Annotated in this window: 15 protein-coding genes; 7 read left to right on the top strand and 8 right to left on the bottom strand. The window is 45.7% G+C overall.

Going from position 1 to position 15,100, the window contains the following annotated elements; genetic code table 11:
• Positions 1–192 precede the first annotated feature (192 nt).
• Positions 193–1,527, bottom strand: coding sequence for a tetratricopeptide repeat protein (locus QUB68_RS05265; RefSeq protein WP_332990026.1), 1,335 nt, complete (start codon positions 1,525–1,527; stop codon positions 193–195).
• A 291-nt stretch (positions 1,528–1,818) separates the two neighbouring features.
• On the opposite strand from QUB68_RS05265, the gene QUB68_RS05260 reads away from it, so the two are divergent.
• The 3 genes from QUB68_RS05260 to hisC all read left to right on the top strand — a co-directional run bounded on the left by QUB68_RS05260 (position 1,819) and on the right by hisC (position 4,937).
• Positions 1,819–2,853: an esterase-like activity of phytase family protein gene (locus tag QUB68_RS05260; protein WP_332990024.1), complete on the top strand. Its 1,035-nt coding sequence runs from the start codon at positions 1,819–1,821 to the stop codon at positions 2,851–2,853.
• A 281-nt stretch (positions 2,854–3,134) separates the two neighbouring features.
• Positions 3,135–3,848 carry a glycerophosphodiester phosphodiesterase gene (locus tag QUB68_RS05255; protein ID WP_332990023.1) on the top strand — a complete coding sequence of 238 codons (714 nt, stop codon included), beginning with the start codon at positions 3,135–3,137 and terminating at the stop codon, positions 3,846–3,848.
• 42 nt (positions 3,849–3,890) lie between these two features.
• Positions 3,891–4,937 (top strand): histidinol-phosphate transaminase, encoded by a 1,047-nt coding sequence (hisC, locus tag QUB68_RS05250; protein WP_332990021.1) that lies wholly within the window; start codon positions 3,891–3,893, stop codon positions 4,935–4,937.
• An 87-nt stretch (positions 4,938–5,024) separates the two neighbouring features.
• On the opposite strand, the gene QUB68_RS05245 is transcribed toward hisC, so the two are convergent.
• The 7 genes from QUB68_RS05245 to QUB68_RS05215 form a co-directional block, all read right to left on the bottom strand.
• Positions 5,025–5,492 (bottom strand): type II toxin-antitoxin system VapC family toxin, encoded by a 468-nt coding sequence (locus QUB68_RS05245; RefSeq protein ID WP_332990019.1) that lies wholly within the window; start codon positions 5,490–5,492, stop codon positions 5,025–5,027.
• Complete coding sequence (locus tag QUB68_RS05240; RefSeq protein WP_332990017.1) at positions 5,486–5,803, bottom strand: antitoxin family protein; 318 nt, start codon at positions 5,801–5,803, stop codon at positions 5,486–5,488. Before QUB68_RS05240 ends, QUB68_RS05245 begins: the two co-directional genes overlap by 7 nt.
• A gap of 247 nt (positions 5,804–6,050) precedes the next feature.
• A complete protein-coding gene (locus tag QUB68_RS05235) occupies positions 6,051–6,851 on the bottom strand; it encodes a class I SAM-dependent methyltransferase (protein ID WP_332990015.1) in 801 nt (266 codons plus the stop codon).
• 142 nt (positions 6,852–6,993) lie between these two features.
• The gene (locus QUB68_RS05230; RefSeq protein WP_332990012.1) at positions 6,994–8,625 is read right to left on the bottom strand and encodes a 2-isopropylmalate synthase; all 1,632 of its coding nucleotides are present in this window, start codon (positions 8,623–8,625) and stop codon (positions 6,994–6,996) included.
• Between the two features lie 234 nt (positions 8,626–8,859).
• The gene (locus QUB68_RS05225; protein ID WP_006633075.1) at positions 8,860–9,381 is read right to left on the bottom strand and encodes a LabA-like NYN domain-containing protein; all 522 of its coding nucleotides are present in this window, start codon (positions 9,379–9,381) and stop codon (positions 8,860–8,862) included.
• 322 nt (positions 9,382–9,703) lie between these two features.
• Positions 9,704–10,348, bottom strand: a complete 645-nt coding sequence (locus QUB68_RS05220; protein ID WP_332990010.1) for a response regulator transcription factor — start codon at positions 10,346–10,348, stop codon at positions 9,704–9,706.
• A 705-nt stretch (positions 10,349–11,053) separates the two neighbouring features.
• Entirely contained in the window at positions 11,054–11,482 is a 429-nt protein-coding gene (locus QUB68_RS05215; protein ID WP_332990173.1) for a (2Fe-2S) ferredoxin domain-containing protein, read from the bottom strand.
• A gap of 272 nt (positions 11,483–11,754) precedes the next feature.
• Between QUB68_RS05215 and groES the strand changes: the two genes are divergently transcribed.
• The 4 genes from groES to QUB68_RS05195 all read left to right on the top strand — a co-directional run bounded on the left by groES (position 11,755) and on the right by QUB68_RS05195 (position 15,072).
• Positions 11,755–12,066 carry a co-chaperone GroES gene (groES, locus tag QUB68_RS05210; RefSeq protein ID WP_096828723.1) on the top strand — a complete coding sequence of 104 codons (312 nt, stop codon included), beginning with the start codon at positions 11,755–11,757 and terminating at the stop codon, positions 12,064–12,066.
• Between the two features lie 143 nt (positions 12,067–12,209).
• On the top strand, positions 12,210–13,850 hold the full coding sequence (groL, locus tag QUB68_RS05205; RefSeq protein ID WP_332990007.1) for a chaperonin GroEL: 1,641 nt from the start codon (positions 12,210–12,212) through the stop codon (positions 13,848–13,850).
• Positions 13,851–14,057: 207 nt separating this feature from the next.
• Positions 14,058–14,417, top strand: a complete 360-nt coding sequence (locus QUB68_RS05200; protein WP_332990005.1) for a hypothetical protein — start codon at positions 14,058–14,060, stop codon at positions 14,415–14,417.
• A gap of 280 nt (positions 14,418–14,697) precedes the next feature.
• The gene (locus tag QUB68_RS05195; protein WP_332990003.1) at positions 14,698–15,072 is read left to right on the top strand and encodes a hypothetical protein; all 375 of its coding nucleotides are present in this window, start codon (positions 14,698–14,700) and stop codon (positions 15,070–15,072) included.
• The last annotated feature ends 28 nt before the right edge of the window (positions 15,073–15,100 follow it).

Below are 15,100 nucleotides of genomic sequence, written 5' to 3'. Positions count from 1 at the left end.
TATTTAGCGCTAAACCCGCCCCTACAAGCCTCGAATATATAAAACTCATCAATCAGGATGTAACAACTACTACGAAGCACCAGAAGGGCGGGTTTTGTATTGAGATTGTCTGCCGAATCTGAATATTTAGCGCTAAACCCGCCCCTACAAGCCTCGAATATATAAAACTCATCAATCAGGATGTAACAACTACTACGAAGTCCTTTGTAATTGCTTGTTAACCTTAATAATCTTCTTGTCAAAATACTCTTTTCGGTGTCCCAATCTTTTCGCCACTTCCAACCCTTTTTGATAAGCTTCTAAAGCTTTGTCGTAAGCCTTCATTTCCTGATAAACTTGACCGAGATTGTCGTAAGCATTCATGACTCCGTACCAATTGTAAGCCCGTTCTTCCAACAGCAACTGCATTTGATAGATTCGCACAGTCGGTTCTAGCTGTTTTTGCGCTCGGTAAAGCAATGCTAATTTATCCAAAGCTTCGCTAGCTTGGGCATATTGTTGAATGGGGACGGCTAAATTGTATGCTTCTTGATAATATTGAGCTGCTAGGTTGATTTGACCAAGTATTTGGTAATCAGTGGCGATCGCAATTTTGAGCGGTGGTATAGCGCTGGGATTTTGTAAGTTAAGATACACCGATGCTAGTTTTTCCCGGGCTGCGATCGCCTTTAGAGGTTGTTTCGCCTGCTGGTAAACGTAGGCCAACTGTCTCAGAGTATCCACCTCAGTGGGAGGAGTTACAGGCTGCGGTGGCGCGCCGTTTCCCGCCGATAAAACTGAATTTGGCACCGCAGAATTAGCCGCAAATACAGCGCGGTTTTCCTGAATTAAAGTTGCCAATTCTTCATACACGGGAGCAGCTTTATCGTAACTCAGCCAATTTATGTGAATAAGTGCGATCGCCTTTAAAATCTGACCCTGAGCCAATATATCTTGATTTTGGCGCGCATTTTCGAGAATTTCTTGGTAAACTTCTACAGTCGAGCCTTTAGCGCGCACCTGCTGAAAAGCCGCAGCCAAGGCGGGAAGCAACTCAGTATTTAGCGGAACTTGGGATTTGACTTGTTTTTGAATTGCTTGCAACCGTTTAGTAATAAGCTGTAGTTCTAGGTTTTTACTGCTACTCCAAGCAACACTTCCCACCCGACTCAAAGCAGCAATTTCCGCCCCCGGGCCGAGATATCGGCGCAGCCGCAATTCTCGGAACCAAATATCAAAAGCACCAGCCCCATCTCCAGCTTGCAGTTTAGCCGCTGCTTCTAAGCTTAACTGTTCCAAAGCGACTGTCAGTTCGTCCCGCTGAGTGTTACTCAAAGATTCAGTAGCGGGTTTTAGGGGATCGGGTGTGGTAATTTCTAGAGGATTAGGAGAAAATTGATCGAGGCCTGGTGGATTAGTTTGGGCGCTAGCAATAGAACCAGCACACAGCGACAAGAAAAGCAAGCACCCAATTGGCAAGGAATTTCTCATAAAAGAAATATAATTGCCGCGATTCGGCAGCCCTGCTCGAAACATCAAATTTTGCATATCTACAAAACGGTATAAATCATGTCACAAAGATGGCACAAAAGCAAACTGTTCAACAAGATCGACAAAATAAAATTTACCGCACTGAGCAATTGTTGTGATTTAAAGGCGTTGGGCGATCCTCTTCGTTGGCGTAGCCCCCGTAGGGGCGGGCTTCGCCAACGCATTTTGCGCCTGTTCAGTTTAGCCCTAATTTTTTTAACAGTTTGCACAGCTTGCGCCCCTCCCCCCGCAGTTGCTCGTGACCGCTCTTTTCCTGAAATATCTCTGGACTTTTTGGGCGAGTACCAATTGCCAAAAGTCAACTTTGAAGGAGCACCAGTCGGCGGTTTGTCAGGAATTACCTACGACGCCAAAGGTATTAGCGGAGTCACTTCCAAAGCTTACCGTTTTTACGCTCTTTCCGACGACAACAGCGAAAACGGAGAAGCCAGATTTTACAGTCTCAGACTCGATCTCACCTCCAGCGATCCAGCAAATATTCGCCTGAAAAAAGTTGCGGTTGAAGGCGTTACCTCCCTCAAAAAAGCAGAGGGTGAAACCTTTCCTTGGGGTTCGATAAATCCCGAAGGCATCGCCCTTTCTCCCCGCAATTCAGTATTTATCGCCAGCGAAGGCGTCACCCATGCTGGCATCCCTCCTTTTGTCGGCGAATTTGACCTCAAAACCGGAAAAATGCGCGGGAATTTGCCGATTCCCAAGCGCTACATTCCCGATGCCAGCGATGAACAACAGCAGCAAGGAGTGCTGGACAATTTAGGTTTTGAATCTTTAAGCATCGACCCAGAAACCTTTAGTCCCGGCGGTCTCGATCCGTTTCGATTGTTCGCAGCTACGGCAGCGCCGCTAAAGCAAGATTTAGACCCGGAAGCAGCAAGCAAACTCCGTCTTTTACATTATATCATCGTTGACAAAACACCACAATTAGTCTCAGAAAATCTTTACAAGCTAGACCAAGTTCCCATGACTGTTTTGAACGGTTTAACCGAATTAGTAACTGTCGGCGGCGGTCAGTTTCTGAGTTTAGAGCGTTCTTTTGGACTGTCTGGATACGGCGCTAAAATTTATCAAGTAGCGGTTGGGGCGGCTACAGATACTTCCAGAATCAAGAGTTTTAAAGGGAAAATGGCAATGGTCGAACCTGTTAGAAAAAAGTTGCTGCTAGACTTGATCGAGCTGGGAATTCCGCTGTATAATTTAGAGGGAATGACTCTCGGGCCGCCGTTGCCAGATGGAAGTCAAAGTGTAGTTTTGGTCAGTGATGACAATTTTGATGAAGCGCAGAAAACTCAGTTTCTTTTGTTTAGCTTAAAAGGGAAAATTTAGGATGAGGATGCTTGGGATCAGAAACCGGGTTTCTCTGAGTCTTTGGTTTGTTGGCGAAGTATCTGGAAAGAAACCGGGTTTCTGACCTCAAATAGGATGGTTGGCAAAAGAAACCCCATTTCTAGAAGTCTGAAAACTGTGGCAGAATAGAATTATTGCATTAATTCGCTCGCTCTTCTTGAAACTATCTGCGTTGCATCTGTGTTTATCTGTCTTATATCTGCGGTTGAATTATCAATCAGAATTTATGCAACAAGTCAATTTTTAGAGGACACAAGACGGTGAATTTAGAAATTATCGCACATCGGGGATTTTCGGCGATCGCCCCTGAGAACACTTTAGCAGCTTTTGAACTGGCGATCGCCCGTGGAGCCAATTCGATCGAATTTGACATCCAGCTATCAGCCGACAGCGTGCCCGTGATTTTCCACGACGCTACACTGGATAGAATCACCGGAGTTTCCGGTAAAGTCAGGGAAACAAACCTGTCAGAATTGCAGACACTCAATGCGGGTAAATGGTTTGGCGATGAATTTTCAGCAGAAAAAATTCCTACCTTAAAAGAAGCGTTAGCTATCCTGAAAAATGTGGACAAATTTCTCTACTTTGATGTCAAGCCGCACTGCGAATGGTCTGATGCAGAAGTCGCGGATTTTGTCAATACTTTGAACGGTGCAGGAATTAAAGAAAAATGCGTTATTACCTCGTTTAGCGAGAAATTTCTGGAACAAGTGCGGCGGGTAGATGGCGATTTGGCGATCGGACACATCGTTGCTAATCTAGAAACGTACAAAACTCAATTGTCTCAAGCTGTAGCCAATCGCGATAACTTGATTAGCAGCCAGTATCGTGTCTTGCTGGAAAACCCCGCACTAATTGCACAAAGCCGCAGTCAGGGAGTTGACATTGTGGCGTGGACAGTGGACGATCCAGCAGATATGCAAAAGTTAATTGATTTGGGTATCACGCGGATTGTCACTAATTGTTTGATATGATATTTTTAACCGCAGATTAACGCAGATTAACGCAGATAATAGATGAATTACTTTCGCAAAAGCATCCAGGAAATGTCTGGCTACGTGCCGGGGGAACAGCCGCCGCTAGGCACAAAAATTATTAAATTAAATTCTAATGAAAATCCCTATCCGCCTTCTCCAAAAGCCTTAAAAGTCCTTCAGGAAATAGACCCAGAAATGCTGCGGCGCTATCCAGATCCAACTGGCAAAAGTTTCCGCATCGCCGCTAGTAAAGCTTTGGGAGTTCCTGACGATTGGATTGCGGTAGGTAACGGCAGCGACGATTTATTAAACTTGATAGTTCGCGCTGTGGGGGAAGCTGGAAAACCGATTGTTTGTCCTGCGCCTACTTACGTATTGTACCGCACTTTAGCTCAAATTCAAGATGCAGAATTTGTCGAAGTTCCCTATCCCGAAGATTACAAGTTACCAGTCGATTTGTTAATAGCAGCCAGAGGTGCAGTCACATTTGTAGCTTCGCCAAACAGTCCCTCTGGAACAGCGATATCTCTGGCAGATTTGGAGAAACTGGCTCAAGATTTATCGGGCATTCTTGTCATTGATGAAGCTTATGTAGATTTCGCAGAAAATCATGCTTTGGAGTTGACAAAAAAGTACAGTAATGTTATAGTATTGAGGACGCTTTCAAAAGGTTATTCGCTCGCAGGATTGCGGTTGGGTTTTGCCATAGCAAATCCGATGTTGTTAGCTGAATTAAATAAAATTAAAGACAGCTATAATGTGGATGCTTTAGCTTATGCGGTGGCGGCGGGTGCGATCGCAGATTCAGACCACAAAACAGCCAACGCCGAAAAGATTAAGGCTTCCAGAGCAAAACTAGCAGTTATCTTCAAGGAATTAGGCTTTGAAGTTTGGCCATCGCAAACCAACTTTTTGTTAGTTAAGCCGCCAAAGGGCGATGCAGCAAGGATTTATCAAACACTGAAAGAACGGGGAATATTGATTCGATACTTCAATCAGCCCCGATTAGAAGACAAATTGCGGATTAGTGTAGGTACGGAAGAACAAAATCAAATATTACTTAAAACTTTGAAAGAAATCCTCTAGATAACCACCCCAGCAATATAGGTTCGTAGTGAGGACTTCAGTCCGCATCTATCGGAGGACTCGCATTCCCCACTACAAACCATTTGATTACGGATAATTATTATGATTGTCGATCGCCAATCCTGCCAACTGAGCAATATTCAGCAGTCTGTTATCGGCCGACACAAAAATTAGTTGAGTTTCTGGCATTGATATTAAAAGAGATTGAACGTACAAACCCGATGCCAATTGTACAGAATCATAGGCGCGTAACGGGTATTGAATAACCAGTTGACCTGCCCTTTCAATCAACGCTGGGTCAACTTCGATTACTCGGTATTGAGTATTAAAGTCATTGCGAAACTTTTCCAACAATAAATCTAGTTCACTAGCAGACAGACTTCCCTCGCGCTGACGGCGCGCAAATGCGCTGTGTACCTCCACCCATGTAAGCTGACTAATAGCTAAATCGTTATTGCTATCCACATCAGCAATTGATTGAATCCAATTACTTCCTATTTCCGGCACATATCGTTTAACCAAAGCGCTGGTATCGAGAAAATAAGCATTTACCACGGGCCGCGATCCTCGATAACTATTTCAGAGACAGGTGTTCCAGGTCTTCCCTTTAGTTTTTCAAACAGTTCGCGCCAATTTTTTTCGCGTCGCGCTAATTCGGCTGGATCGATTTGACTTTGCTTATTTGGCCAACGGATTAACCCGCGTTTATCCATCAGCTTAATCGCTAATTCGCGATCGTTCTTAAGCTGTTCCGCTGAAACTTCCGGCACTATTTTGAGTAGCACAGTTTCCCCATCTTGGAAAGACACAGAACTCAAAGGGCGAAAAACCCCGTTTTCGTAGATAGCAGTAATAGTTTCTGGCATAATTAGCCTCTTAATTAAATGCTTAGACTTATTGTACTTCTTTTTATAGTTTTAAGTAGGGTGCGTCAGCTACGATTATTTTTGCCACCAACAAACAATCTCAAAACTGACGCACCTCACAACAAATGGTGCGTCAGAATGATACTTTCGGCGCTGATGCAAGAATCTCAAAACTGACGCACCCTACCACTTCAATCCGTTACATCCGTTACATCCGTTAAAAAATCCGTTGCCGAACTTCTTTTAATTACTTCGTTGCTACCACAGCCAAATTCCAAGCCAAACGCTTCATCAAAGGCAACTTCTTCAAAAACCCATCCAACCCTTCCAACCGAGAGTATTCCGGTTTCAATCTCTCTTGTTCAAGAATAATCTTCTTCCAATAACGCTCATCATTAGGATGAACTTTTTCGATCAAATAAAAGCGCAAAAAAATCCACAGCGAGGTCAGCCAAAACGTATCGTAAGCCGTCTCGGAAAACAGAGACTCGACAAACTTCACAATATTAATATCCAAAGGAGTTTCATCCTCAGTCCGCACCTCAGTCGCCATCCTGCGGTAAACATTAATCACCGGATTGTGCTTCATCGGGTCCCAAAAACAAGCTTTGCCGCCCGGTTTCAGCACGCGCTGCATTTCGCGAATTGCTTTTTCTGGTTCCGGCAAATGGTGCAGCAAATTAGAAGCGTAAACAATATCAAAACTGTTGTCGGGGAAATCTAGCGCCATTGCATTCACCGTGCAACCTTCAATTTTGACCCCGTTTTTTTCTGCCAATTTCAGCGCCACATCTACCATGCCCTGAGAATAGTCTGCTGCTACACAATGCGCGCCTTTTTTAGCAAAATAAACGCTGTTTTCTCCCGCGCCGCAGCCTAAATCTAACAGGCGTTTACCTGTGATATCGCCCATTTGTTTGAGGATAAATCTATTTTCTGGGGCGGTACAAGCTTCAAAGTAATCATTGACTCGAATGCCGTCAATATCGATTGTGGATGCCCAAGCATCGTGGAATTCTCGCTCTTTTTTTAAAGTTTCGTCTTGCATTTTTTTAACGTTTGTTGTTGGTAAAAAAAATAATTTGAAACCGCAGATGAACGCGGATTAACGCAGATTAATTGAGATTTATCTGCTATGATCTTGGTTCGTCTGCGGTTTTTTTTAAGAAAGATGCCTGACAATAAATTTATCAGCGCTGTGCTTCTGCTGCAACAACTTCATTTCTGATCTGAGTTGGCTTTTCAGGATTAGGTTGCAATGAGACGTACAGCCGATTTAAGGCGCTAATGTATGCTTCTGCGGATGCTACAATAATATCGGTATTTGCCGAGTGACCGGAAAATACTTTGCCTTCGTGGCGCAGGCGAATTGTTACTTCGCCGATCGCATCTATTCCCGCTGTCACCGATTGTACGGAAAATTCGATCAACTCGTTCGGTACGTTTACCACGCGGTTAATCGCCCTGTAAATCGCATCCACAGGCCCAGTGCCGATCGCAGCATCGCTCAATTCTTCCCCCGCCGGAGTCCGCACCGTGACGGTTGCTGTCGGCCGCGATTTGTCGCCGCAGGAAACCTGCACCAATTCTAACCGGAAAAGTTCCGGCGCTTGGTGGACTTCGTTGTTGGCGATCGCCTCCAAATCCCAATCCGTAATCTCTTTTTTCTTGTCGGCTAAATCTTTAAACTTGACAAAAGCCTTATTTAGCTCATCGTCGGCCATTTCAAAACCCAACTCTTTCAAGCGAGTGTGAAAAGCATGGCGGCCGGATAATTTGCCTAGTACGATTTGATTTTCGGTTAAGCCGATCGACTCAGCGTCCATAATCTCGTATGTCAGCTTATTTTTCAGCACCCCATCTTGATGAATTCCAGACTCGTGGGCGAAAGCATTTGCACCAACAATCGCCTTATTTGGCTGCACCAACATCCCCGTCAAATTGGAAACCAAGCGGGAAGTTTTGTAAATTTGGCGCGAGTCAATATTCGTCAGCGGTTCATCAGAATCAGCCTCTCTTCCCAAGAACGGATTATAATATTGGCGCCGCACGTAAAGCGCCATTACCAACTCTTCCAGAGCCGCATTTCCCGCCCGTTCGCCAATGCCATTAATCGTGCATTCCAACTGTCTGGCGCCATTTTTTACTGCTTCCAAAAAGTTAGCAACAGCCAATCCTAAGTCATTGTGACCGTGAACCGAGATAATTGCGCGATCGATATTCGGCACATTTTCCTTAATTCCCCGAATCAAAGCCCCAAACTCGCTCGGAGTTGTGTAGCCCACAGTATCGGGAATATTAACAGTAGTTGCACCGGCGGCGATCGCCCGTTCCAGAACCTGATACAAAAACTCCGGTTCCGAACGACAAGCATCTTCCGGCGAAAACTCCACATCATCCACAAAAGACTTAGCGTAAGCCACCATTTCCGGCACAATTTCCAGAATCTCAGCCCGCGTCTTTTTCAGCTTATACTCCAAGTGAATGTCAGACGTAGCCAGAAACGTATGAATTCGCGAGTTTACCGCTGGTTTCAGAGCTTCGGCTGCTGTTTTGATATCCGGCTTTCTCGCCCTTGCCAAACCGCAAATTGTCGGCCCATTTTCCGTGCCAACCGATCGGGCTATTTTTTGGACAGCCTCAAAATCTCCCGTGCTGGTGAAAGGGAAACCCGCTTCTATCACATCCACGCCCAATCTCGCTAACTGGCGGGCAATAGTCAGCTTTTCATCCACATTCAGAGATGCACCCGGAGATTGTTCTCCGTCCCGCAAAGTCGTATCGAAAATAATAATCCGGTCTTGACTTGGTTGAGTTTTCATAGCTCTACAAAAGTGTTTCCTGATTTTTACTTTTCCGCTGTTCTGGGCAATTAGCCCCCAGTCACCAGTCCCATGTTTCGCGCCAATAACGAATAATTAATAATTAACAACCCATAACGCCTAACTGCTGACTAATGACTAATGACTAATGACTAATGATTAATGAAATCGGACTACTTCCCTGTCCCAGGTCAACTGTCCCAGGTCAACTGTCCCAGGTCAACTGTCAACTGACTAATAATCCATCTTCTCGATATGTTCGCGAATTTCATTTAGGTCGATATACCTATCTGTAGCATTTCGCAATTCTCTAGCAATCATTCCTTCGGTGGATACCACAGTAATATGAGTATTTTTCGATCGCAGTAGCTCTATAGCCCGCTCAAAATCCCCATCCCCGCTAAACAGCACAACTTGGTCGTACTGATCCACCGTATTAAACATATCAACCACAATCTCTATGTCTAAATTAGCCTTTTGAGAATATCTGCCCGAAGCATCATCGTAATATTCCTTAAGAATCTTCGTGCGAACCGTGTAACCCAGACTGATCAAAGCATCTCGAAATCCCCTTTGATCTTGGGGATCTTTCAAACCCGTGTACCAGAAAGCATTGATCAAGATGACATTCGGCTGCGAAGTTTTGAAATATTCGAGCACCCTGCGAGGATCAAAAAACCAGCCGTTCTTTTGTTGAGCGTAGAACATATTGTTCCCGTCCACAAAAATAGAAAGGCGGTTCATTAAGTTTGTCATAGAAACTTAGACCTAATAATTGTAGAAAGAAGTTAATCTAAATATCACATTTTAGCAACATGGAGCTAACTGAGGCAATAGATTAGACTTCAGAAAACTCCATCCCCCCAGTATTTCATATTTTCGGCTCTACCGCCAGAGGGCTCTTTTAAGGCTGCTGGCATTCGTCGATCGCGATTGCCCTCACCAACCATAAGCCCAGTAACTCAATGCGGCTGCGGTGTCAAGGTTAATGGGGCTTCAAACTACCGCCGTCATGCCTTCCCAAGTGCCTTGCAGTACAAGAGTGCCCTCCTGATTTCAAAGCAGAGGGCCCCCGAGCTCAAGCTTTTTTGCTTTCAAGGGCCCAGCGAGCTAACTCTGTCCGGTTGTGCAGACCTGTTTTGCCCAGCATATTGCTGACGTGGCTCTCGATAGTCCGCTGGCTGACATTCATCACATCTGCGATCTGGCGGTTTGCCATACCCTGAGCTAGCAACTGTACCACTTTTAACTCAGTGGGAGTCAATTCGACATTGCGGCGCGCCTTAATTCTTGGGCCGCTCTCAATACCTGGATTTGAGTGGCGAATTAAGCGGGATGCTGCTTTCAGAGAAGATTCTACTTGAGCTACCAGTTCTTCGGGTTCAAAAGGCTTGACTATATAAACATCAGCCCCAGTGCTCAACCCTTTTACTCGATCGGAACTTTGACCTTTGGCGGACAAGAAAAGAACCGGAATCCAGCTCGTGCGGGGGTCTTCTCTGATGTGTTTGACTAAAGTGTACCCGTCCATTTCCGGCATCATCACATCGCAGATGATCAAATCGGGGACTTCTTGTTCGAGTTTTTCGAGAGCGTGTCTGCCGTTTTCTGCTGTAATGACGTTGTAACCCCGAAACTCCAAGTAATCCTTGACTAGCAAGATCAAGTTCGGGTCATCGTCAACCAACATCAGCCGTTTTTGGTCTGCTGAATTGTCCTTCATATTTATTCCCGCTACACTACCCCGCACAATTTCTTGTTTTCACTCTTGTTGGTTCTGGGCATCCCCCGCTAGTACCAACGCCCGCTTGATGGCGGACGGCTGTTAGCGAGTGATGCTGTGGCGCTGAGGGGAAAGCGGGGCGGGTGTTACCGCTTCCTTTTGCAGCTATCGGACGAAAGTTGGTAAATGCCTTGCCACTAGGAACTTTCGTCAAAACCTGCGATGGACGATCGCCCAATTAATCCTGACGATCGGGCTTAACTTAACAAAAATTAACTCCCGAGTAACTTGTCATGGATGATTTTGTCAGCCTTTGACTTGTGGGAGACACCCGCTCGGAGGGCCAGGTGTGAGATATTTAATCTGGAGATGTTCAATTGCAGGTTGATACCCCGGTTTTAATTGGTACTTTTGATATAGAAAAATTTAAAGACTCCCTACTTACGTATTTAACTACTTATAGTGTAGTTTGGCAAACTACTTGATGTCCGGTACTGAGAAACTTTTGGCAAAAATGTTGCCGCACGATCGCTCGAACTTCACAAATGCACCTCCTCAAAAAACCACAGTCACCATCCGTACTACCATAGACCAGCCAGAAACTACAGTTGTTCGATCGCCACCCAGGTGCACCCGAGCCTTCAAATTCACACCCTTAAACTTAACACCTTACTTATCGCGCTGTACTTTTTGACAGCACAGCAGTTAAATATCTGGTTCCCCGCTGGCTGGCTGCGGCAAAGAATGAGTTAAAAAAGCGTATTCTTCAACCACCTTGGAGCCGATGAGATGTTCCTGAATAATTCTCTCGATCGCGGCGGGCGTAACGTCGCGGTACCACACTCCGTCTGGATAGACTACCATAATCGGGCCAGACGCGCACACTCGCAGGCAGTTGGCTTTCGTCCGAAAAATACAGGTTGGCCGATCGGCTTTTGGCTTGTCCAACCCCAATTCTTGCAAGCGTTTTTTTAAGTAATTCCAAGCCACCAGACTGGTTTCTCGATCGCAGCACTTGGGCACGGTTTGGTCGGCACAAATAAAAATATGGCGTTCGATGCGATCGATTCCCAGGCTTTGAACGCAAGCGCTCAAGCCTTGGCTGCAAGATTCATCGTTGTTATTTTCCAGCATCTGATTCATTCGTCAACAGTAATTGGTTAGCGGTCGAAAGTCATCACCACAGCCCACTCGGACACTCTGCCACTCTCCCCCTCATGGTCTGATTGTCTCATTCTCGGTTCGGGAACCCGTACAGACAGGTAAGGTGCGATCGCCCTGATTAAAGCTAAATTAGCACTCAGGAGTCGAGAGTGCTAATATGTCAGTAGCAAGCAGTCGGCTGTTGCTTTCATAGCGACCACTGACGGCCCAATGACTAGGAACTGTAATCTGGAGATTTATTTATGGCAGCAGTATCACTGAGTGTTTCTACCGTTAAACCATTAGGCGAGCGCGTGTTCGTAAAAGTAAGCGCTAGCGAAGAAAAAACCGCCGGCGGCATCCTTCTCCCCGACACAGCTAAGGAAAAGCCCCAAGTAGGCGAAGTCGCGGCTGTAGGCCCCGGCAAGCGTAATGACGATGGCCAGCGCGTGGAAATGGAAGTCAAAGTCGGCGACAAAGTTCTCTACTCGAAGTACGCCGGCACCGACATCAAACTCGGCACCGACGAATACGTCTTGCTTGCCGAAAAAGATATTTTGGCGATCGTTAACTAATTAATCATTAGTCATCAGTCCTGCCGTCATCAGTCATCAGTCATTAGTTTAAAGCGAACGCCGCCAAACAACTAATGACACTGGACAAATGACTAAAATCCCTCCCCAATCAAAAATCTCAAACCCTCTCATCCCCAAAAACTATGGCTAAGCGCATCATCTATAACGAAAATGCACGTCGCGCCCTCGAACGCGGTATGGACATTCTCGCCGAAGCAGTCGCCGTTACCCTCGGCCCCAAAGGACGTAACGTAGTTCTCGAAAAGAAATTCGGAGCTCCTCAAATCGTCAATGACGGCGTTACCATCGCCAAAGAAATCGAACTAGAAGACCATGTAGAAAATACAGGCGTTGCTCTAATTCGTCAAGCAGCCTCTAAAACCAACGACGCAGCAGGCGACGGCACCACAACAGCTACCGTTCTAGCTCACGCCATGGTCAAAGAAGGCCTGCGCAACGTAGCAGCCGGCGCCAATGCGATCGCCCTCAAGCGCGGTGTTGACAAAGCAACCGGCTTTTTGGTAGAAAAAATTGCCGAACACGCCAAACAAGTAGTAGATTCCAAATCCATCGCTCAAGTAGGCTCCATCTCTGCTGGTAACGACGATGAAGTCGGCCAAATGATTGCTAACGCAATGGACAAAGTGGGCAAGGAAGGCGTAATTTCCCTGGAAGAAGGGAAGTCTATGACCACCGAACTCGAAATCACCGAAGGGATGCGCTTCGACAAAGGCTACATTTCTCCCTACTTCGTCACCGACACCGAGCGGATGGAAGCGATTCTAGAAGAACCTTTCATCTTGCTGACAGACAAGAAAATCGGTATGGTACAGGATTTAGTACCCGTGCTCGAACAAGTAGCTCGTTCCGGCCGCCCGCTGCTGATCATTGCAGAAGACATTGAGAAAGAAGCTTTAGCTACTCTCGTTGTCAACAAGCTGCGCGGTGTGTTGAACGTGACTGCTGTTAAAGCACCTGGTTTTGGCGATCGACGCAAAGCCATGTTAGAAGATATCGCCGTATTGACCGGCGGTCAACTGATCACCGAAGATGCCGGTTTGAAACTGGAAAATACCAAGCTCGAAATGATCGGCAAAGCTCGCCGCGTCACCATCACCAAAGACAGCACCACAATTGTTGCCGAAGGTAACGAAGCCGCTGTTAAGTCGCGCTGCGAACAAATTCGTCGTCAAATGGAAGAAACCGAATCTTCCTACGACAAAGAAAAGCTGCAAGAACGTTTGGCCAAATTGGCTGGCGGCGTTGCAGTCATCAAAGTCGGCGCAGCTACCGAAACCGAAATGAAGGATCGCAAACTGCGTCTTGAAGATGCGATCAACGCCACCAAAGCTGCTGTCGAAGAAGGCATTGTCCCCGGCGGCGGTACAACTTTGGCTCACCTGACTCCTCAATTGGAAGAGTGGGCGAACGCCAATCTGAAGGGCGAAGAATTGACCGGTGCTTTGATTGTGGCACGGGCTCTGGCTGCTCCTCTGAAGCGCATTGCTGAAAACGCTGGTTTGAATGGCGCTGTCATTGCTGAGCGCGTCAAAGAAAAGCCGTTCAACGTCGGTTTCAACGCAGCGACAAATGAGTTTGTCGATATGTTTGAAGCTGGTATCGTTGACCCCGCGAAGGTAACTCGTTCTGCTCTGCAAAATGCCGCATCTATTGCCGGCATGGTGCTGACAACCGAGTGCATCGTCGTTGACAAGCCTGAACCCAAAGAAGGCGCTGCTTCTGGCGGCGGCGGCGGCATGGGCGGCGGCGACTTCGATTATTAATCGATAGTCGATCGTTTGATGGGGCGGGCTTTCGGGCCCGCCCTGTTATTTTGGTAACGGTTTTTACTGTAGGCATAACTTTAACTCTGAAGCGAGATGAACTAAACGCTCAATATATAAGGCTCCCATGCCTATTACTCAAAACGCAAGGCCACAACCCAAGGGCTCAACCCTGCGTTTACCTTCAAACTCGCAAGGAATGTTATAATGGCTAAAACACCAGTTGCCCTCTATCGACAGGGGAATGCTAGTTCACCTAGAATGGATAATGTCAGACCCAATGATATTACCGTTTATGAAGAACAAGGTGAATTATGGGTTATGCTTACTTTAGAAGCAGAGAAGTTGCCAAAAGGAATCTCTCGGTCAGAAGGAATATCAACCTTTGATACTCCCGGATCAGGAAGAAACTGGTGGAAATTAGACCAGGGTACTGACATTCCACCAGAACTGGTATTAGTGAATGACCGTCCTGGTCATTGGTTATTCCAGCCAAGTAGACCCATGCCTCTAGAGCAATACAAAGAGGCACTTCAACTTATAGGGACATTGTTCAAACTAGAATAAGTTGGTAGTAGGTTGGGTTTCCGTAGGGAAACCCAACCTACTAATATAATTAATAAGGTGTTTTCCATTTAAATTGTGTGTCCAAAAAGCAATAAATTTCTTGGGGACGTAGCTGCTATCGACCTCCCGAATATACAATTTAAATGCTCAATAGCTTACTACCTTTCATTACCTTTTTCTATCATGTTACCTGAAGCCTAAAAAAACAGTCTTGTTTTTTGGTATTTTTAATTGAAGTTTGGCGAGTGAGTATTTATTTATTGTTGGCAAGGTCACTAATATGAATCTATCATTTAAAGATTTAAGGTTTATTCTAGAAGCCATTGAACATCAAATCAATGCCTATCAAGAACGTCTGCAAGTCATAGAAGATATAGATGAGGATGAGGCTGCCGATCTAGGCAACGATATTAAGTTTTTAGAGCTTCTACACAGAGACATAACAAAAACTTTAAAGCAGAACAGTTCAGTCAGGCATTTAAATTATGATGATAGTCTTTCGCTAAAGGCGAATGATACATCTTCTGAAAATTCAAAAGACTTATCTTTTCAAGCATTAGTAAAATTAGCGCTAAAATTGTCAGTTAGCGAGCGATTATTCCTGGTGGATGCGATTACCGCATCCGTGCGCCAGGAACTGACAATGATCCAATAATGATCCCAATTATCAAGAGGTCAGGCCA

Origin of the sequence: Microcoleus sp. A006_D1, from assembly GCF_036702805.1 — a bacterium.
In the GTDB taxonomy this organism is placed as follows: Bacteria; Cyanobacteriota; Cyanobacteriia; order Cyanobacteriales; family Microcoleaceae; genus Microcoleus.
This window is presented reverse-complemented; position numbering and strand designations above follow the sequence as displayed.